The organism is Microtetraspora sp. AC03309 (genome assembly GCF_020826795.1).
GTDB classification, from domain to species: Bacteria; Actinomycetota; Actinomycetes; order Streptosporangiales; family Streptosporangiaceae; genus Microtetraspora; species Microtetraspora glauca.
In genome coordinates, this window is the sequence record NZ_JADDIL010000072.1 from 22282 (window position 1) to 40098 (window position 17817).

The window sequence follows — 17817 nt, forward strand, 5'->3', positions numbered from 1 at the left end:
AGCGAAGCGTATCGGATGCAAAACCTCAAGATCAGGCTGGGAAAGGGGGCACCATGGGGGAGTGGGTGACGACAGCAGCGACTACGAGGACGGCATAGCCCGCGCCGCCGTCGCGAGTTCCCCCGACGCCATCGTGGCCCTTGACCGTGATCTCTCCGTCCTCGGATGGAACCCCGCGGCGGAGCGGTTGTTCGGGTGGCCGGCGGAACAGCTCATGGGCAGGCGGGCCCCGATCGTCCCGGCCGAGTTGATGGCCGAGCACAACGCCGTCATGGAACGCGTCCGCACCGGCGGCCAGGTGTCGCTGCGCACCAGGCGCTTCCATCGCGACGGCCGTCTCCTGGAGGTCCGCGTCGACACCAGCGCCTTACGCACCGACACGGGAACCCTGCTCGGATACGTCAGCGTCTACCACCTCGCGGAGGACGACGAGGCCGCGCGTGCGGCACGGCGGGCCCGGCTGGTCCGGCGGCTCACCGACGTCGTCGGCGACATCAACGCCGAGCTCGACCTGCCCACCGTGCTCGACCGGATCGCCGGCAGCCTCACCGAGCTCACCGGCGCCGACGCGGGCGGCTTCGTCCTGATCGAAGGCGATCGGCTCCGGCTCGTCAGTGGGCACCACCTCCCGCCGGAGCTGCGCGGAGTCACCGCCGACCTGCACAGAAGCCTCGTCGCCAAGTTGCTGCGCACGGGCAAGACCGTGCTGCTGGAGACCAATCCGGACGGCCTGCAGGATCTCGTCTGGGCCCGGCTCCCCGGGTTGCACACGGTCGCGGTCGGCATCGCCGCGGTCGGCGGCCGCCCCTACGGAGCGCTGTACGCGCTCTTCGCCAAGGGCAAGGCCGGACACGTCGAGCTGGAACTCCTGGAACTGCTGGCCGGACACGCCGGCATCGCCGTCGGCAACGCGGAGGCGTACCAGGAGGCGGTACGGCAGCGCGCGCACGAGCGGGCGGTCTTCGACGCCAGCGCGGACGGCATCGGCGTGCTCGACGAGGCGGGCCGGGTGACCCAGTGGAACCCCGCGGCGGCCGAGCTGACCGGGTTCCCCGCCGAGAGGGTGATCGGCGGGCCCCCGCCCTTCCCCCTGCCGGACCCGGGCGAGAAGCTCACCATCCAGCTCGACTCGGGCCGCTGGCTGGACGTGCTGTGCGCCGAGATCCCCGAGACGGGCGAGGTCGTGGCCGACTTCCGTGACGTCACCAGGGCGAAGGAACTGGAGGAGGCCAAGGACCTGTTCCTCGCCACCACCAGCCACGAGCTGCGCACCCCGATCACCATCGTGCACGGCTTCGCCAGCACCCTGGACGCCCGCTGGGACGACCTGTCCGACGCCGAGCGCCGCTCCGCCGTCCACACCATCGCGGAGCGGGCCAGGTCGCTGGGCCAGCTCATGGATCATCTGCTGCTCGGTGCCCGCGCCGGAGCCGACGAGCTGCGGATCAGGATCGAGACGTTCGACCTGGCCGCGCGGGTCCGGGCGGCCACCCTGGGCCTGCCCGTACTGTCCGACCGGCACCGGGTCGAGGTGCGGATCCCCGACGACCTGCCCAAGGTCCACGGCGACTCCCTGGCCACCGACATCCTTCTCGGGCAGCTTCTGGAGAACGCGTTCAAGTACTCCCCCGACGGTGGGCTGATCCGGGTCGAGGCGTGGGCGGAGGACGGTCACGTCGTCCTCGTGGTCGACGACGAGGGGGTCGGCATCGCCCCGGCCGACCGCGAGCGGATCTTCGAGCGGTTCGTGCAGGCCGACAGCGGCAACCGGCGCAGGTTCGGAGGCGTGGGTCTCGGGCTCTACATCGTGCGCAACCTGGCCCGCGCGCAGGGCGGCGACGTGACCGCCCACTCCCGGCCGGGTGGCGGCACGCGGATGCGTTTCGTCCTCAACGGGGTGACCGGCGTGTCCGATGGTGAGCACGGCATGATCTGATGTGCGCAAGCCGTAATCATGACGCGGTTTCTTGGACCCCAGAATGGGGCATTTCGGTCCTACTGGGGTGTGTTGTCTCCTCGGGGGAGGGGGAAGGTGAGTCCGTCGAGCGTCGTGATGTTGCCGTACGCGCTGGCGAGTGTCGCCACCGCGCGTCGGCGTCTCAGCTCGGATCTACTCGCTTCGGGGCTCATCAGCGCGACCGTGGACGACGCGGTCCTGGTGGTGAGCGAGTTGTTGAGCAACGCGTTGCGGCACGCTCACCCGCTCCCATCGGGGCAGCTCAGGCTGGCGTGGACGTGCTCGGAAGAGCGGCTGGAAGTGGCCGTGAGCGACGGAGGCGCCACCACGGAGCCGCGGGCGGGCCGCCCCACGCTGTCGTCGCTGGGCGGCCGGGGCCTCGGGATCGTCGAATACCTCGCGGAACGGTGGGGCGTACGCCATGACGGCGAGACGACCACCGTGTGGGCGATCCTCGTCCTTCCACAGCCTGTCCGAAACGGTCAGACGCGAAAGGCCGAAATTCACGCCCTGCGGGGGTGAGTCAGCGGGACATCTTTCCCACGAGCGTGATCGCCGCCACGACCAGGAAGGCGATGATCGCGAACATGAGCAGGAACTTCAGCGTGGCGAACAGCGCCGGGATGATGAACGCGAAGACCAGCCAGAGGGCGAGGATGATCCCCAGGACGGTCAGTACGGTACGGGCCATAGGCACAAGGTACGCGCTGGCGCCCCTCGCCGCGAAGATCGGGACGTTTCACGTGAATCACAACTGACGATCGGGCCGGGCGACCGTGAGAATGGGCGCGTGACCGGAAAATCCGCCCGCATCCTGGTCGTCGACGACGACCCGATGGTGGCCGAGGTCGTCGCCCGCTACCTGGAACGCGAGGGACACCTCGTGGAGTGCGCGGACGACGGCGCCGAGGCTCTGAACCGGGCGCTCGCCGACCCGCCCGACCTGCTCGTCCTCGACCTCGCCCTGTCCGGAACGGACGTCCTCCAGCTCTGCGGGAAACTCCGCGGGAGCGAGCGCGGCCAGGGTCCGCTGATCATGCTCACCGCCCTCGGCGAGGAGATCGACCGCGTGGTGGGGCTGGAGACGGGGGCCGACGACTATGTCACGAGACCCTTCAGCCCCCGCGAACTCGCCCTCCGCGTCCAGGCCGTGTTGCGCCGCGCCCGCGGCGCGTCGGTCCCCGCGGGCACCGGCGTGCTCGTCGACGGCGATCTCGCCGTCGACGTCGGCACGCACGAGGTACGGCTGGCCGGCAAGGAGATCGGCCTGACCGCGCGGGAGTTCGACCTGCTCGTCCACCTGCTCCGCAACCCGCGCCAGGTGTTCAGCAGGAGCGCGCTGCTCGACCAGGTGTGGGGCTGGTCCTTCGGCGACTCCTCGACCGTCACCGTGCACGTGCGCAGGCTGAGGGAGAAGATCGAGGCCGACCCGGCCGAGCCGCGGCGCATCGTCACCGTGTGGGGCGTGGGCTACCGGTACGAACCCGTCACGTGAGGGCGTCCGACATCGCGCGGAAGGTCGGGCACGGCCACCGCCACATGCAGCTCCGGCAGCGCAGGATGGGATTCGCGGTGTCACTGGTGATGCCGCCCGCGTCCCTCGGCTGGTGGAGGTCGAGCAGCCGGATGCCCAGCTCCGAGAGGCTCAGCAACTCCTCCCGAGCGGCGGAGAGGAACTCGAGGTCCTCTCCGGCCAGTCGCGCCGTGACCGGGACGTACCCCTCACGGTTGATCAACGACTGGAGCCGTCCGGTGCTGTCCCGCCACGACGTCGCCTTCTCCGTGCGGATCTGGATGGCGTCCAGCCGCTCGCGTAGCAGCCGACGCTGCGGATCCTCGGGAGGTTCCATGCCTGCTGGGCCTGACACGCTCGTTCCTCCGCCCCAAGCCGGGTGTCGCTTTCCGTCAAGCTTCGCGCACCGCGCGTTTGTGTGAGGGCGGAATCGGGGACAAAGCGCGGACGACTCTTCGGCTAGCCTGGGGGAACGTGACCCCGGGCCGGTACGGCGCTAGTGTGCGCGCTGTGGAGCTCAAAGTCGCGACGCAATCCCATGCTGGCCAGGCCGTTATGGCCATTGTCGGCGAAATCGACCTATATACCGCGCCTCGCCTGCAGGCCGAGTTCACGCGCCTGCTGGAAACCGGGCCGGAGCGAGTGGTGATCGACATGTCAGGAGTGGAGTTCTGCGACTCCACGGGCATGAACGTGTTGCTCTCCGCGCTCAAGCGGCTGCGCGAGCGCGGTGGCATCCTCGAGGTGGCCTCGCCCCGCCCCGCCGTACGGAAGATCCTCCAGGTGACCGGCCTGGACTCCGTCTTCATCGTCCATGAGAGCGTCCCCGCGGAGGTGGCCGAATTCCTATGAGTGACCTGGTGGAGCGGCCTGCGGACACCGCGGTCGTCATCCCGGCCAAGGACGAGGCCGACCGGATCGGCGCCACGGTCGCCGCGGCGTCGCGGCTTCCGGGTGTGGATCTCGTCGTGGTCGTCGACGACGGTTCGACCGACCAGACCGGCCGGGTGGCCAAGGCCGCCGGCGCCCGTGTCGTACGGCACAGCCGGAACACCGGCAAGGCGGCGGCCATGGAGAGCGGGGCCGAGGCCGTGCGCCTCCTCGACGAGGAGACGCCCCGGCACCTGCTGTTCCTGGACGCCGACCTGGGCGAGACCGCGCAGCAGGCCGCTCCGCTCATCACGCCCGTCCGTTCGGGTACGGCCGACATGACCATCGCCGTCTTCGCCACCAGGGTGAAGCTCGGCGGACACGGCATCGTGGTACGGCTGGCCCGCGACGGCATCAAACGGGCCACCGGCTTCGAGGCGGCCCAGCCGCTCAACGGCCAGCGCTGTCTGACCCGGGCCGCGTTCGAGGCGGCCCTGCCGCTCGCCCGCGGGTTCGGCGTGGAGACCGGGCTGACGATCGACCTGATCCGGAAGGGATTCCGCGTCCTCGAGGTCGAGGTCGACATGGCGCACCGTGCCACCGGCGACGACTGGAGATCCCAGTTGCACCGGGCCAAGCAGCTCCGCGACGTGGGCTGGGCCCTCGCCGCCAGGGAGCCCTCCGTCATGAAGGGCGCCGACGTCCTCCGGACCATCCGGCACTGACCCGACTCACGGCGAACCATCCGGAGCCGACCGGCGCCTGTGATGGAATTCGGGGGTGAATCGGGAGAGCGCGCGGCGGTTGGCGACGGCGGTGCCGCCGGCCTGCGTCGCCGGGTCGATCCTGCTGACGATCATGATCGCCGCGCTCGGTCCCTCGGCGATGGTCCCGCCCCTTCCGGGCGCCGCCTGGCAACCGCCGTACTCCCTTGACCTGCGGCCCGGCGGGCATCTCGTCGTGGCGCTCGCGGCGGTGGCGATCGTGGCCGGCACGATCGGGCTCGTCGCCGGGCTGCGCGGTCTCCGCCGTACCGGTCTTTCCACGGCCGGCGGTACGCGGTGGCTGGTCGTGGCCGGATGCCTGGCGGCGGGTGCGCTGGCGTTCCTGCCGCCGATCGGATCGGCCGACCACCTGAACTATGCGGCGTACGGGCGGATCGCCGTCCTCGGGCTCGATCCGTACGTCACCGTGCCGTCGGCCCTGCCGCAGGACCCGGTCGCCGGGGTGGTGGAGGAGTGGCGGAACACGCCGAGCGTCTACGGCCCGGTGGCGACGGCGGTGCAGGCTCTGGCGAGCTGGGTGGGCGGCGACTCGGTCCGGCTGACGGTCTTCGTGCTGGCCCTGGTCAACGCCGCCGCGTTCGTCGCCACCGCGCTGCTGCTCCACCGGATCACCCGGCGCGATCCCGTCCGGCAGCGCCGCGCCGCGCTGCTGTGGGCGGTGAATCCCCTCGTCGTCTACCAGCTCGCCGCGGGCATGCATGTGGACACCCTGGCGATCGCGTTCGTCGTCGGTGCCCTGGTCGTCGAGTCGGGTGTGCTTCTCGGGCTCGGGATCGCGGTCAAGGTCACCGTCGGCCTGGTCGCGCTCGGGCCCGCCTGGCAGTACAGGCGTGATCCCCGGAGGCTGGCGCTGATCGCGGGCGCGGCCACGCTGACCGTGGTGGTGGCGTACTGGCTGGCCGGCCCGCACGCGCTCGACCAGGTGCTGAACGCGAGCAAGACGGTGTCCTTCGCGACGCCGTGGAAGCTGGTGCAAAAGGCGCTCCAGGCCCTGATCGGCTCCGGCGCGTACCGCGCGTGGATCCAGGCCGGGTCGCTGGTCCTGATGGCCGTGCTCGCCTGGTTGTTGCTGCGCAGGGGGGTGGACGCGGACGGAAGGGTGGACGCGGACGGAAAGGTGGACGCGGACGGCAGGGCGGACGCGGCCCGGGTGGCGGTGGCCTTCGTGGTGGCCTGGTTGTTCGCCACGCCGTACGCGCTGCCGTGGTACGACGGGCTCGCGCTCGCGCTGCTGGCGATGGTCCCCGCGTCGGCGCTCGACTGGTTCGTGGTGGCGCGGATGGCCGCGTTGTCGATGGCGTACCTGCCGGCCAGGCAGCGTGACCAGCCGCCCGACCTGGGGTGGCTGGTGACGGTCGTCAGGGCGCAGGTGGTGCCGTGGCTGTTGCTTGCGCTGACGGCCGGCCTGGTGTGGTGGGCGGCGCGAGCTGGAGCGCGCGCACGGACGCGGCGAGCGTGAGCGGCACGGCCACGGTGAGTGCCATGGCCGGGATCGCGATCCCCGAGTCGTTGATCAGGAAGCCGACCATGGCGGTGGTCAGCGCGCCGAACAGCCCGGCACGCAGCGCCGGTGCCCGGTCGTAGGCCAGGGTGAGCGCGGAGGCGCCCCACCGCGACGGGCGGGACAGCACCAGGAACAGGAACGCGATCGCGACGACCGACAACAGCGTCAGCTCGGCGTTCCCCAGCGTGTGGAGCATCGCCCCGAGCTTGCGGCCGATGACGGAGGGGCCCTCGCCGTCGGCGACCTGCTGGACGAACGCGCCGAGGTGGGTCCGCCGATCGGCGGGGCGAAGCCAGTCGAGCACCGCGATGGCCCCGATCAGCACGGCTCCCACCGCGCTGACGGCGGCGAGCCTGCCGATCGACACCCGCCGGCCGTACAGCAGGAGCGTGAAGACGGCGAATCCGACGACGAACGCGGGAACGCCGCCGAAGTCGGCGCCCCAGCTCGGCCAGCCGTCCGCGACGATCGCCAGCAGGCCGTAGGCGAGCAGGACGAACCGCGGCCTGATCACCTGGGCGAGCCCGGCGAGGGCGAGGATCGTGCCGGTCGCGAAGATCGCGAACGCCATGTTGGAGAAGCCGTAGAAGCGCCCGCCGGTCACCGGTTCGTAGCCGGTCACCGCGTTCACCTGGAGCGTCGACCCCGTCATGACGTCGATCAGGAGGGCGAGCGAGCTGACCGCGGCGACCACCGTCAGCGGCCCGGCCACGTGGGTCCGCCACGGCCCGGCGAAGGCGAGGGCCGCGATGACTCCGGCGAACCCGAGGATCGTCCCGATCAGCGCTGGCATGGGATGCGCCATGCTCCACCACGGCACGAGCTGCGCGAGGAACGTGGAGACCGGGATCGCCCCGCTGACCACGGCCACGACCTGGGTGGTCGACAACATCCGCCGGTGCCGCCTGATCACGACGGCGGCGAGGCCGTAGAACAGCAGCTGGATGGCGACGAGCGCGACGAAGAACGGCTGCCTGACGTCCCTGAGCACCTGGGAGGCCAGGTCGGTGTCGGCGAGTCCGGCGACGATCTCGCCGGTGCCGGTGCCGGGGGCGTCGCCGGCCCGCTGCCAGGCCCGGCCCACCACGCCCTGGGGCGCTTCGACCGACACCGCGCGCAGGACGGTCGCGGTCAGGTCGGTGATCGTGACCAGCGCGTCCTGCTGGGTCGAGGTGGCCGTCAGGAACCCCCGCGCGTACGGCCCGGCATCCGTGCCGGAGGTGCCCCCGGGGGTCGTCGCGGCGACGGCGACGTGGAGGTGCGCGTCGAGCCCCGAGTCGGCGAGACCGGCGACGAGGACGGTGGACCCCGGAGGCACGTTCCGGAGAACGCCGCCGACGGTCCGGTCGGCGGCCGCCACGGCCTCGTCGCGGGCGTGGCCGGTCAGGTCGGACGGGGTCCCCTCGGGATGGCTCGCCGTCCGGTCCGCCAGGGCGGCCCGGGTGATCTCGCCCGCTTCGGCGAACACGGCGGTGTACGGCGTCAGGTCGGGCAGCTCATCAGGCGTGGCCGCATATTTCTGGACTTTTCCAGATGTGTCGGCGGCGGCGAGGGCCGCTCCCGGGCCGATGGCGGCGACCTTCCCGCCCGCGGCGACGATCGTCCGGCCGAGCAGCCCGATCTGCCCGCCGTACGACTGGGACCGCTGGTAGGCCACGAGCGCGTCCCATCCGGGAACCGTCGCCGAGCCGTCGGCGGCCGCTTCGGGCACCGGCGGCGCCGCGCAGTCGTTCCCCCCGGCTCCGGCCCGCTGGCCCGCCGACACCGTCAGCCACCCGCTGATCGGGCACGTCACACTTAGTCCGCTGGGCGGGATGGCGCGGGTGGACATCGACGCCGAGCTTCCTTCGCCGGTCAGCCGCCACAGGTTGGGGGTGCGCGCCGGGTCGATGTCGCTCCACACGAGGCCGGGCACCCCGATGACGACCACCCGTCCGGCCGGGGCCGCCCGTTCGGCGTGCGCCGGTGCGGGGAGCGACAGGAAGAGCAGGCCGAGTACCGCCGCGAGCAGGGCGGCGACCATGGTGCGGGGAGCGACGGAGGACACGCTGAGTGGCCGTGACCGGGCGATGCTGGTCCCGAATGGCCTCACGCGCGCTCCTTCACTCTGGACGGGTCTCCTGGCTGTGCTGTCTCTCGGGTTGCTCCGACGACGCGGTCCCGACAAGCCGGTTTCGACGATCTGACCCCCGACGGCCGGATCCGACAAGCGAGCCCGACAACTGTGACGAAAGTCCACGGTAGCCTGCCTGGACATGAGGACAGGCGAAACGATCATCGCGAGGCGGCCCCTGTGGGCGTGGCCTCCGGCCCTGGTGATCGTCGTCTGCGCCGCGGTCCCGCTCGTCGCGTACTGGTTGACGAACCCCGCTGACCAGCGTCTCGTCGACCTGGACGTCTACCGGACGGGCGGCGAGAGCCTCCTGCTCGGTGTCCCGCTCTATGACGCGATCACTCCGGCGCCGCAGTTGCTGCCGTTCACCTATCCGCCGATCGCGGCCATGCTGGCGGTGCCGCTCGCCGCGATCCCGTGGCCGCTCGCCCAGTGGGTGTGGACGGCCGCCATCGTCGTGACCCTCGCCGTGACGGTCCGGTACGCCTTCCGGCCCTCGCTGGAGCGGGTCCGGGTGGCCATGCCGCTGGTGTTCGCGGTCCTCGTGGTGGCGTGCCTCTATCTGATGCCGATCAGGGACCAGATCCGGTTCGGCCAGGTGGATCTCTTTCTCGTGGCGCTGTGCCTGCTCGACTGCGTCGTTCGCCGCCCGTGGTGGCCGCGCGGGATGCTGATCGGTGTCGCCACCGCGGTGAAACTCACACCCGGTGTCTTCTTGATTTATCTCGCTATAACGGCGTTTTCCTGGCGAAAGCCGTACATGCGGGATGGGGAGCAGGGGCGCGCCTTCTTCATGGCGGTGTTCACGGCGGCGCTGCTCACCGTCCTGCCGTTCCTGGTCATCCCCGCCGACGCGAAGGACTTCTGGTTCTCGGCCCTGCTCGACCCCGGCCGCCTGGGGGCGAACGCGGCGACCACGAACCAGTCCGTCCGGGGCATGCTGATCAGGCTCTACCTGCCCGACTCGATCACCTCGGCGCTCTGGCTGGTCGCCGTCGCCGCCATCGGCTGGTACGGCTTCCGCCGGGCCCGCGCCGCCTTCCTCGACGGCGACCCGATGACGGCGGTGGCGTTGACCGGCCTGATGGCGGTGCTGCTCTCCCCCGTCGCGTGGATCCACCACCTGGCCTGGACGGTCGTCGTGCTGGCCGCGCTGGTGGGCACCGGGACGGACCGCGTGCGGCTGCTGGTGGCCGGAGGCGTGTGGCTCTTCTACGTGATGCCCGTGCCCTGGTGGGGCGTCTCGCTGAAGGCTCTGGAGATCCCCGTGCTCAGCCCGGTACTCGGGAAGATCGTCCAGAACGGTTTCGGTCTCGGGGCCGTCGCCCTGGTGTGGCTGCTCGGCTCCTGGCTCCCCCGGCGGCGTGCCGTACACACCTCGCGGGCCGTCGCCGGTGACGTCTGCGCCTGATGGGACGCGCTATCACCTAATCCCGGTGTGGGCACGTATGGGCGGTGGCTAACCTTGTGCTATGTCAAAGCTCGCGTACCTGGGGCCGGAGGGCACCTTCACCGAGGCCGCCGTGCGTGCCCTGGCGCCCGACGCCGAGCGCCTGCCGTGTGCGAATGTCGGGGCCGCCCTGGACGCCGTCCGGGCCGGAGAGGCCGACGGCGCCGTGGTCCCGCTGGAGAACTCGCTCGAAGGCGGCATCATCCAGACGCTGGACGAGTTCGCGTGGGGTGAGCCGCTGCTGATCGTCGCGGAGTACCTGCTGCCGGTCGAGTTCTCGCTGCTCGTCCGCCCCGGCACCGAGCTCCGCCAGATCAAGCGGGTCACCACGCATCCCGCCGCGCACACCCAGTGCCGGGGCTTCATCGAGCGCGAGCTGGCCGGCGCGGTCGTCATCCCCGCCTCCTCGACCGCCGCCGCCGCGCAGGAGGTGGCCAATCCCGAGTCTCCGTACGACGCGGCGATCAGCCCCGCCATCGCGGGCGAGGTGTACGGCCTGACGGAGGCGGCGTCGAACATCGGTGACCGGAACGACACGGTGACCAGGTTCGTCCAAGTGGCCCCGCCGGGGCCGATCCCGGAGCCGACGGGCGCCGACCGCACCTCCCTGGTGGCCTTCCTGAAGGAGGACCACGCCGGAGCCCTGCTGGAGATGCTGAGCGAGTTCGCCGTACGCGGTGTCAACCTGACTCGGATCGAGTCCCGTCCGACGGGCCAGGGCATCGGCAACTATTTCTTCCACTTCGACTGCGAAGGACACGTCGCCGACGCCCGAGTCGGCGAGGCGCTGTCCGGCCTGCACCGGATCTGTGGTGATCTGCGCTTCCTCGGCAGCTACCCGCGGGCCGATCAGGTCGTCACCCAGATCAGGCCGGGCACGGCCGACACCGACTTTGACGAGGCGGGCGGATGGCTCGGCCGGATACGATCCGGTCAGGTCTGATCATCGATCGGGGCGTCGCCGACAATCGGGGCGCGCGCGGTATCCGTACCTCGGTAGCCTTTGTTTCGTGATTGACCTGCGTACCCTTCGTGAGGACCCGGACCGGCTCCGGGCGTCGCAGCGCGCCCGCGGTGAGGACGACTCGGTCGTCGACACGCTGCTCTCCCTCGACGAGCGCCGTCGAAGTGCGCTGACGGCCTTCGAGTCGCTGCGCGCCGAGCAGAAGTCCATCGGCAAGTCGGTGTCCAAGGCCTCCGGGGACGAGCGCCAGGCGCTGCTCGACCGTGCCAAGGACCTCGCCGCGCAGGTGAAGTCCGCCGAGGCGGAGGCCGAGAAGGTCGCCGGCGAGCTCGACGCGGTGATCGAGGGCGTGCCCAACCTCGTGGACGATGCCGCCCCGATCGGCGGCGAGGACGACTACGCCGTGCTGGAGGAGGTCGGCGAGCCGCCCTCGTTCGACTTCGCTCCCCGCGACCACCTGGAGCTGGGCGAACTGCTCGGCGCCATCGACATGGAGCGCGGCGCCAAGGTCTCGGGCGCGCGGTTCTTCTTCCTCAAGGGCGTCGGCGCCCGGCTGCAGCTCGGCCTGCTCAACATGGCCATGCAGCAGGCGATCGAGGCCGGTTTCACCCCGATGATCACTCCGGTGCTGGTGAAGCCCGAGTCGATGCAGGGGACCGGTTTCCACGTCGCCCACGACAAGGAGATCTACCGCCTGCCCGACGACGACCTCTACCTGGTCGGCACGTCGGAGGTGCCCCTGGCGGCCTACCACGGGGACGAGATCCTCGACGCCGGGTCGCTGCCCCTCCGCTACGCCGGCTGGTCGTCGTGCTTCCGCCGCGAGGCCGGTTCGTACGGCAAGGACACCCGGGGCATCATCCGCGTCCACCAGTTCGACAAGGTCGAGATGTTCTCCTACTGCCGCCCGGAGGAGGCGCGTGAGGAGCACCGGCGCCTGCTCGCCTGGGAGAAGGAGATGCTGGCCAAGGTCGAGCTGCCGTACCGCGTGATCGACACGGCCGCCGGCGACCTCGGCTCGTCGGCGGCGCGGAAGTTCGACTGCGAGGCGTGGATCCCCAGCCAGGGGCGCTACCGCGAGGTCACCTCGACCTCGAACTGCACCGACTTCCAGGCCCGCCGCCTGCGCGTACGCTACCGCGACCAGGACGGCAAGCCGCAGCACGTCGCGACGCTGAACGGCACGCTGGCCACCACCCGCTGGATCGTCGCCATCCTGGAGAACCACCAGCAGGCGGACGGCTCGGTCGTGGTTCCCAAGGCGCTGCGCCCCTTCGTCGGGCTCGACGTCCTGGAGCCGGTCAAGTAGCTCTCGGTTTCCCGAAGGCCCCGTCTATCCGGCGGGGCCTTCTTCTTTTCCGGCACTAAAAAGGAGTTTTGCGAGGGCGCTGCGCGCGATCACCCAGGCCGTGGGCATCGCGCCGAAGACCACGGCCAGCAGCACGGCCAGATCGTACGAGTCGGGCCAGCCGGAGCTCCAGCCCGCGAAGGGCAGGAAGACACCGGCGAAGGTGAGCAGGGCGACGAGGCCGCTCCGCCCTCCCCATCGCCCGTTCTGAGTCTGGGAGGAGGCCCACCCCAAGATCAGCCATATGCCGCCGCCCACCGCGATCGGCACGCCCGCGAGAACGAACAGAACGCCGAAGAGATCCACGGCCGGGCCCAGGGCGACCAGAAGCAGCCCGACCCACAGCAGCAGGCTCGCTCCCAGGAAACTCCCCAGTGATCCCTCCCAGCACTCCTCCACGGCGATCCCGACGATCAGGACGAGAAGCGCGATCAACACCGCGGCCCACAGTTCGCTCGTGATCCGCGCGCCGGGGTCGGTGAGGGGCACCGCCGCCTCCGCCGAGAAGCCGCGGTCGGGCGCGAAGCCCAGCCGCTGCCAGTGCCCCGAAGGGTCCCGTACGGCGATGCCGTCGGGGCCGTTGGCGACGACCACGATGTGCGCGCCTACGCGACCGGGCACGGTCTGTACGGCGATGGCGCGGGAAACGGACCGATCGTTCTCCGGCCGGTAGTAGCGGCCGTCTTGGTATGTCCGGTCGAGCCACTCCTTGCGGCCGCGAGCGACCTGCCAGGCCGTCGCCCATGTCCTGCCGCCGTCCGTGGACTCGTCGACCCGGAGCAGGCCGGGGACGATCCGGTAGCAGTGCTGGTGGTCGCCTTGCACGCAGGCCGCGCTCTGCCCCGCTCCGGCGGGTGGCCCGTTCCACTCTCGCCAGGTCGCACCGCCGTCGGTGGAGGTGAGCGGCTGGTATGTGGCTACGTCCACGATGACGGCCGCGTCACGCACCGCCACGCCGGTCGCCGACCGCCCGGAGGGCGCGGCCGAGGTCGCCGTGGCGGCGAACAGCGCGACGGGGACGATGAGCACGGCGTGCGGGAGCCGTACGGGAGGGCGTCGGGCGGCCTGGCGCCAGGTGAGCCAGGCGAGGCCGAGGGCGGGCAGCGCGATCAGGTCGGTGGGGTCGGCCACAACCCGCGACGGGATGAAGAGGGACCACAGCCAGGACGCGGCTTCCGCGCCGACGGTGGTGGTCTTCATCAGGGTGAAGAGCGTTCCGGTGAGCGCGATGGCGGTCGGGGCCGGGCAGCGGAGGAGCAGCGCCAGCAGCGGTGGGGCCATGGTGAGTCCGGCGAGGTCGCTGAGTTTGCCGGTGATCGGGCCGGGCCACAGCCCTTTGAGGAGGTGATCGTTGAGGAGGAGCAGGGCCACGGCCAGCATGGTGACCGGATGGCCGAGCCACGCGAGCGCGTGGCCGGAGCTTCGCATTGTCACGGTTTGTTCGATCTCCGATACGGGGATCGGGTTGTCACGATGCGGTCCCGGAGTGAGGACGACTCGGTCATCCCTCCTGAGCGGGTGGGGCCGTGTCGGCGCGGACGGCGGCCAGGTCGTCTTCTAGCGCACCTTGATCCAGGTGTTGCCGATGAGGTCCTTCCTGGTGATCTCATCCAGGTAGTCGCGCGTGCTGCCGTTGTAGTCGAGCGTCACGGGCCTCCAGTAGTGCCCCGAGCGGAACTTCCCGTTGTAGCTGGTCTTGATCCACACGTTGAACGACATGGTCAGCTTGCTGTGGTTGAGCGAACGGATCACGCAGTACACCGCGTAGTTGCCGACCGAGTTGCGCTTCCGGGTGCCGCACGTGGCGCCTCGCGGCTTGGTCACGAAGCGGACCTTCGACACGATGCCGCGAGGGAGGTCCGTCTGCAGGACCAGCACCTCGTCGCCGAACTGGTCGGGATGGCTGACCTTGTAGGTGATGCGGGCGGGGTGGCCTCGCCTGATCGCCGAGGGGTAGGTCACCTTCACCTTGGGCACCCGCCGTTCGACTCTGGAGGAGTCGGCGGTGGCATGGGCCCGGGAGGACGCCCCGGTGGCGTGGGCCGGTGCGGGGGACGCGAGGAACGCCGCCATGAGGCACGTGGCGGCCACGAGGACTCTGCGCATGATCGCTCTCTGCTGGGGGAGTGCCGATTCGCCGGTGCCCTCCCACGATCACAAGAGCGAATGCTCGCGGCAAGCCCCTTTTGTTCCTCCGATCGCCGGGGCAGGGCCAGGCAGCGCTGCGACGTCGGAGCGACCGGCCGCCGGTCCGATCCATGGGGGCGGCGCCGCGGGCCGCCAGCCCGATCCTGAGCCGCGAACTCCCGCGTCGGCTGTCGGGCCTGGTCTATCGGTGAGGCGGCCTACAGGGCGCTCTCAGCCCCGGGAAGACGGCCATGGAAAGCGCGAAGGCGGGGCCCGCGGATGCGGACCCCGCCTTCAACGGTGTTCAGAGATCAGAGCGCACGGACGTTGGACGCCTGCGGACCCTTCGGACCAGAGGTCACCTCGAACTCGACCCGCTGGCCGTCCTCGAGGTTGCGGTAGCCACTGCCGGAGATCGCGGAGAAGTGGACGAAGACGTCCGGCTCCCCGCCGTCCGGTGCGATGAAGCCGAAGCCCTTCTCAGCGTTGAACCACTTGACGGTTCCCTGAGCCATTAATGCTCTCCCTAAGGAAGTGAATCTTGGGGCTCACACCTCGTGAACCCCGGTGTGTCGCACAGCTCCCCGGGTGGCTCATACAGTCAAGCTGGCTTTCGCTACGGGAACAGCTAATACAACGCCATCACATCTAACACTATGTCGCCGGTGGGTGTTCCACGTCCGGGGGAAGATTTCCCCCGCCTTCCTCCCCGAGGACGGACGCGGGTACAACAGCGTGCAAACTGGAGGCTGTTATGACCAGCCCCCGCCTTGTCGCCACGGACCTGGACGGCACCGCCCTGCGGGCCGACGGGACCGTCTCCGCCCGTACGGCCGCCGCCTTCGCTCTCGTGGAGAACGCCGGTGGGACGCTCGTCTTCGTCACCGGACGGCCGCCCCGCTGGATGCACAGCGTGGCGGGAGCCGTACGCCACCGAGGCTTGTCGATCTGCGCGAACGGGGCGCTCGTCTACGATCTGCACACCGAGCGGATCGTGGAGGCGCGCATGATCGCCCCCGACGTCCTCGACGAATCCGTCCGCCGCCTGCGGGAACACCTGCCCGAGCTGGTCTTCGCCGTCGAATACGAGGGCGGTTACGCGCACGAGTCCGACTTCGCCGTCAAGGGCGCGGACGCCAGGAGCGTGTCCGGGCTTCGGGTGGGGACGTACACGCTGACGTCGCGGCCGTGCGCCAAGCTGCTCGCCCAGCACCCGTCGATGGATCCGGACGAGTTCTACCGGCTGTCGGTGGACCTCGTGGGCGACCTGGTGACCCCGACGCACTCCAGTGGCCGGGCGCTGATCGAGATGAGCGCGCACGGCGTCACGAAGGCGTCGGCGCTCGCCACCCTGGCCGCCGAACTCGGGATCAAGGCCGGCGAGGTCGTGGCGTTCGGCGACATGCCGAACGACCTGCCCATGCTGGCCTGGGCGGGGACGTCCTACGCGGTGGCCAACGCCCATCCCGAGGTGCTGGCCGCCGTCGATCACGTGACGGCGGCCAACAACGACGACGGGGTCGCCCTGATTTTGGAAGCTCTTTACAGATAAGCGCTTACAGGCCCGGTCTTACAGGTAGGGCCCAGAGGCGCGGAAGTGCTGCTGGTCGTCCTGCCCCTGCGACATGCCGCCGGGCAGAGCGCGGCGCATCTGCTCCAACTGGGCACGCGCCGCCATCTGCTGGGCGAACAGCGTGGTCTGGATGCCGTGGAAGAGTCCCTCAAGCCATCCGACGAGCTGCGCGTGCGCCACCCGGAGCTCCGCGTCCGAGGGCGGTGCGCCGTTGTCGTCGGTGAAAGGCAGCGACAGCCGCTCCAGCTCGTCGACGAGCTCGGGCGCGAGACCGTCCTCCAGTTCCTTTATGGAACTTTCATGGATCTCCTTGAGGCGCTTGCGGCTCGCCTCGTCCAGGGGAGCGGCACGGACCTCCTCGAGAAGCTGGCGGATCATGCTTCCGATGCGCATGACCTTCGCCGGCTGCTCCACGAGGTCGGCGACGGAGCGCTCCTCGCGCTCGCCGTTCTCGCCGGACACGGACAAGCCGTCGGGCCCCACGACCACGATCTGCGGCGTGCTCTCTTCTGCGTTCATCGGCCGCTCATCACTCCTCGTCCGCGTCGGGCTCGGTCGGTACTCATGCGTTCAAACCTAACTCACCGAACTAGGAGGATTTTGCCGATGTGGTCCCCGGACTCCAGCAGCCGGTGCGCCTCGGCGGCGTCCCGCATCGGCACGGTGGCGTGGATCACCGGCTTGATCACGCCCGCGCTGATCAGAGGCCAGACGTCGTGCACGACTCCCCTGCAGATGGCGCCCTTCTCGTCCACCGGCCGGGCGCGCAGGCCCGCCGCGGAGATCGACGCGCGCTTGGCCAGAAGCTTGCCGAGATCCAGCTCGCCCACCCTGCCGCCCTGCATGCCGATCACGACGAGGCGGCCGCCGACCGCCAGGGCGTCCAGATTCTTCTTCAGGTACGCCGCGCCGATGATGTCGAGGATCACATCGGCCTTCTTGACCGAGAAATCCTCCTCGCGGTAGTTCAGGGCCTCGTCGGCGCCGAGTTCGAGGCACCTCCGCACCTTCTCCGCCGAGCCGGCCGTCGCGATCACGCGGGAGCCGTACGCCTTGGCGAGCTGGATCGCCATGGTGCCGATGCCGCTCGCGCCGCCGTGGACCAGCAGGGTCTCGCCCTTGCGCAGGCGAGCGGTCATGAAGACGTTCGACCAGACGGTGCAGGCGACCTCGGGCAGCCCCGCCGCCTCCACCGGCGACACCCCCTCCGGAACGGGCATGACCTGCTGCCAGGGCACGGCCACGCGCTCGGCGTACCCTCCGCCGGCGAGCAGCGCGCAGACCTGGTCCCCCGGCCGGAAACCCTCGACGTCCGCGCCGACCTCGATCACCCTCCCCGAGCACTCCAGGCCGGGAATCTCCGAGGCGCCTTTCGGCGGAGGATAGTGGCCCTGGCGCTGGAGGAGGTCCGCCCGGTTGACGGCGGAGGCGGCCACGTCGATGACCACATCACCCCGCCCGGGCTCGGGATCGGGGACTTCCTGCCAGTCCAAAACCTCAGGTCCACCAGGCTCCATAATGACGATCGCGCGCATGGGACCAAACTAGCGGGGCCGCGAACTCGGCGGTTGCCCGCATTCGCTGCATTAGAGGGCGCTAATCTGCAATGTGTT

18 protein-coding genes are annotated in these 17817 nt (G+C 70.4%); 10 read left to right on the forward strand and 8 right to left on the reverse strand.

All coding sequences use genetic code 11. From position 1 onward, the window contains the following. The first annotated feature begins 61 nt into the window (after window positions 1-61). Window positions 62-1936 (forward strand): PAS domain S-box protein, encoded by a 1875-nt coding sequence (locus tag IMZ11_RS32940; protein WP_228646312.1) that lies wholly within the window; start codon window positions 62-64, stop codon window positions 1934-1936. Window positions 1937-2032: 96 nt separating this feature from the next. Beyond that, window positions 2033-2479 carry an ATP-binding protein gene (locus IMZ11_RS32945; RefSeq protein ID WP_308066883.1) on the forward strand — a complete coding sequence of 149 codons (447 nt, stop codon included), beginning with the start codon at window positions 2033-2035 and terminating at the stop codon, window positions 2477-2479. A 1-nt stretch (window position 2480) separates the two neighbouring features. Here the strand turns inward: IMZ11_RS32945 and IMZ11_RS32950 are convergent, their stop codons facing one another. After that, window positions 2481-2648 (reverse strand): hypothetical protein, encoded by a 168-nt coding sequence (locus tag IMZ11_RS32950; protein ID WP_228646313.1) that lies wholly within the window; start codon window positions 2646-2648, stop codon window positions 2481-2483. A gap of 99 nt (window positions 2649-2747) precedes the next feature. On the opposite strand from IMZ11_RS32950, the gene IMZ11_RS32955 reads away from it, so the two are divergent. Continuing rightward, window positions 2748-3452 (forward strand): response regulator transcription factor, encoded by a 705-nt coding sequence (locus tag IMZ11_RS32955; RefSeq protein ID WP_228646314.1) that lies wholly within the window; start codon window positions 2748-2750, stop codon window positions 3450-3452. Here IMZ11_RS32955 and IMZ11_RS32960 read toward each other — a convergent pair. Beyond that, the gene (locus IMZ11_RS32960; protein WP_228646315.1) at window positions 3445-3825 is read right to left on the reverse strand and encodes a hypothetical protein; all 381 of its coding nucleotides are present in this window, start codon (window positions 3823-3825) and stop codon (window positions 3445-3447) included. The two genes, IMZ11_RS32955 and IMZ11_RS32960, sit on opposite strands and share 8 nt — an antisense overlap. A 155-nt stretch (window positions 3826-3980) precedes the next feature. Here IMZ11_RS32960 and IMZ11_RS32965 point away from each other — a divergent pair, with 155 nt between their 5' ends. From IMZ11_RS32965 to mptB, 3 genes are read left to right on the forward strand one after another with little or no spacing between them, the layout of a single operon-like run. Further along, entirely contained in the window at window positions 3981-4322 is a 342-nt protein-coding gene (locus IMZ11_RS32965) for an STAS domain-containing protein (protein ID WP_082776933.1), read from the forward strand. Then, window positions 4319-5065 (forward strand): glycosyltransferase, encoded by a 747-nt coding sequence (locus IMZ11_RS32970; RefSeq protein WP_228646316.1) that lies wholly within the window; start codon window positions 4319-4321, stop codon window positions 5063-5065. Before IMZ11_RS32965 ends, IMZ11_RS32970 begins: the two co-directional genes overlap by 4 nt. A 55-nt stretch (window positions 5066-5120) precedes the next feature. Further along, on the forward strand, window positions 5121-6584 hold the full coding sequence (mptB, locus tag IMZ11_RS32975) for a polyprenol phosphomannose-dependent alpha 1,6 mannosyltransferase MptB (RefSeq protein WP_228646317.1): 1464 nt from the start codon (window positions 5121-5123) through the stop codon (window positions 6582-6584). Here mptB and IMZ11_RS32980 read toward each other — a convergent pair. Beyond that, window positions 6484-8721, reverse strand: coding sequence for a hypothetical protein (locus tag IMZ11_RS32980; protein ID WP_228646318.1), 2238 nt, complete (start codon window positions 8719-8721; stop codon window positions 6484-6486). The two genes, mptB and IMZ11_RS32980, sit on opposite strands and share 101 nt — an antisense overlap. 163 nt (window positions 8722-8884) lie before the next feature. Here IMZ11_RS32980 and IMZ11_RS32985 point away from each other — a divergent pair, with 163 nt between their 5' ends. From IMZ11_RS32985 to serS, 3 genes are all read left to right on the forward strand, one after another. Further along, entirely contained in the window at window positions 8885-10153 is a 1269-nt protein-coding gene (locus IMZ11_RS32985; RefSeq protein WP_228646319.1) for a glycosyltransferase 87 family protein, read from the forward strand. 61 nt (window positions 10154-10214) lie between these two features. Further along, window positions 10215-11135 carry a prephenate dehydratase gene (gene pheA / locus IMZ11_RS32990; RefSeq protein WP_228646320.1) on the forward strand — a complete coding sequence of 307 codons (921 nt, stop codon included), beginning with the start codon at window positions 10215-10217 and terminating at the stop codon, window positions 11133-11135. Between the two features lie 67 nt (window positions 11136-11202). Continuing rightward, window positions 11203-12465, forward strand: coding sequence for a serine--tRNA ligase (gene serS / locus IMZ11_RS32995; RefSeq protein ID WP_228646321.1), 1263 nt, complete (start codon window positions 11203-11205; stop codon window positions 12463-12465). Between the two features lie 24 nt (window positions 12466-12489). Here the strand turns inward: serS and IMZ11_RS33000 are convergent, their stop codons facing one another. From IMZ11_RS33000 to IMZ11_RS33010, 3 genes are all read right to left on the reverse strand, one after another. Further along, window positions 12490-13938 carry a hypothetical protein gene (locus tag IMZ11_RS33000; RefSeq protein ID WP_228646322.1) on the reverse strand — a complete coding sequence of 483 codons (1449 nt, stop codon included), beginning with the start codon at window positions 13936-13938 and terminating at the stop codon, window positions 12490-12492. 123 nt (window positions 13939-14061) lie between these two features. After that, the gene (locus tag IMZ11_RS33005) at window positions 14062-14610 is read right to left on the reverse strand and encodes a hypothetical protein (protein WP_228646323.1); all 549 of its coding nucleotides are present in this window, start codon (window positions 14608-14610) and stop codon (window positions 14062-14064) included. A 332-nt stretch (window positions 14611-14942) separates the two neighbouring features. Next, window positions 14943-15146, reverse strand: coding sequence for a cold-shock protein (locus IMZ11_RS33010; protein ID WP_061255882.1), 204 nt, complete (start codon window positions 15144-15146; stop codon window positions 14943-14945). Window positions 15147-15385: 239 nt separating this feature from the next. Between IMZ11_RS33010 and IMZ11_RS33015 the strand changes: the two genes are divergently transcribed. Further along, window positions 15386-16183: an HAD family hydrolase gene (locus tag IMZ11_RS33015; RefSeq protein ID WP_228646324.1), complete on the forward strand. Its 798-nt coding sequence runs from the start codon at window positions 15386-15388 to the stop codon at window positions 16181-16183. 18 nt (window positions 16184-16201) lie between these two features. On the opposite strand, the gene IMZ11_RS33020 is transcribed toward IMZ11_RS33015, so the two are convergent. Together IMZ11_RS33020 and IMZ11_RS33025 are read right to left on the reverse strand one after the other, a co-directional pair. Then, complete coding sequence (locus IMZ11_RS33020; RefSeq protein WP_228646325.1) at window positions 16202-16723, reverse strand: bacterial proteasome activator family protein; 522 nt, start codon at window positions 16721-16723, stop codon at window positions 16202-16204. A 62-nt stretch (window positions 16724-16785) separates the two neighbouring features. After that, complete coding sequence (locus IMZ11_RS33025; protein WP_228646326.1) at window positions 16786-17739, reverse strand: NAD(P)H-quinone oxidoreductase; 954 nt, start codon at window positions 17737-17739, stop codon at window positions 16786-16788. Between the last annotated feature and the right edge of the window lie 78 nt (window positions 17740-17817).

Coding starts and splice junctions, on each gene's coding strand:
- IMZ11_RS32950 (WP_228646313.1), bottom strand. CDS start 2,648: ATGGCCCGTACCGTACTGACCGTCCTGGGGATCATCCTCGCCCTCTGG.
- IMZ11_RS32970 (WP_228646316.1), top strand. CDS start 4,319: ATGAGTGACCTGGTGGAGCGGCCTGCGGACACCGCGGTCGTCATCCCG.
- IMZ11_RS32985 (WP_228646319.1), top strand. CDS start 8,885: ATGAGGACAGGCGAAACGATCATCGCGAGGCGGCCCCTGTGGGCGTGG.
- pheA (WP_228646320.1), top strand. CDS start 10,215: ATGTCAAAGCTCGCGTACCTGGGGCCGGAGGGCACCTTCACCGAGGCC.
- IMZ11_RS33005 (WP_228646323.1), bottom strand. CDS start 14,610: ATGCGCAGAGTCCTCGTGGCCGCCACGTGCCTCATGGCGGCGTTCCTC.
- IMZ11_RS33010 (WP_061255882.1), bottom strand. CDS start 15,146: ATGGCTCAGGGAACCGTCAAGTGGTTCAACGCTGAGAAGGGCTTCGGC.
- IMZ11_RS33015 (WP_228646324.1), top strand. CDS start 15,386: ATGACCAGCCCCCGCCTTGTCGCCACGGACCTGGACGGCACCGCCCTG.
- IMZ11_RS33020 (WP_228646325.1), bottom strand. CDS start 16,723: ATGAACGCAGAAGAGAGCACGCCGCAGATCGTGGTCGTGGGGCCCGAC.
- IMZ11_RS33025 (WP_228646326.1), bottom strand. CDS start 17,739: ATGCGCGCGATCGTCATTATGGAGCCTGGTGGACCTGAGGTTTTGGAC.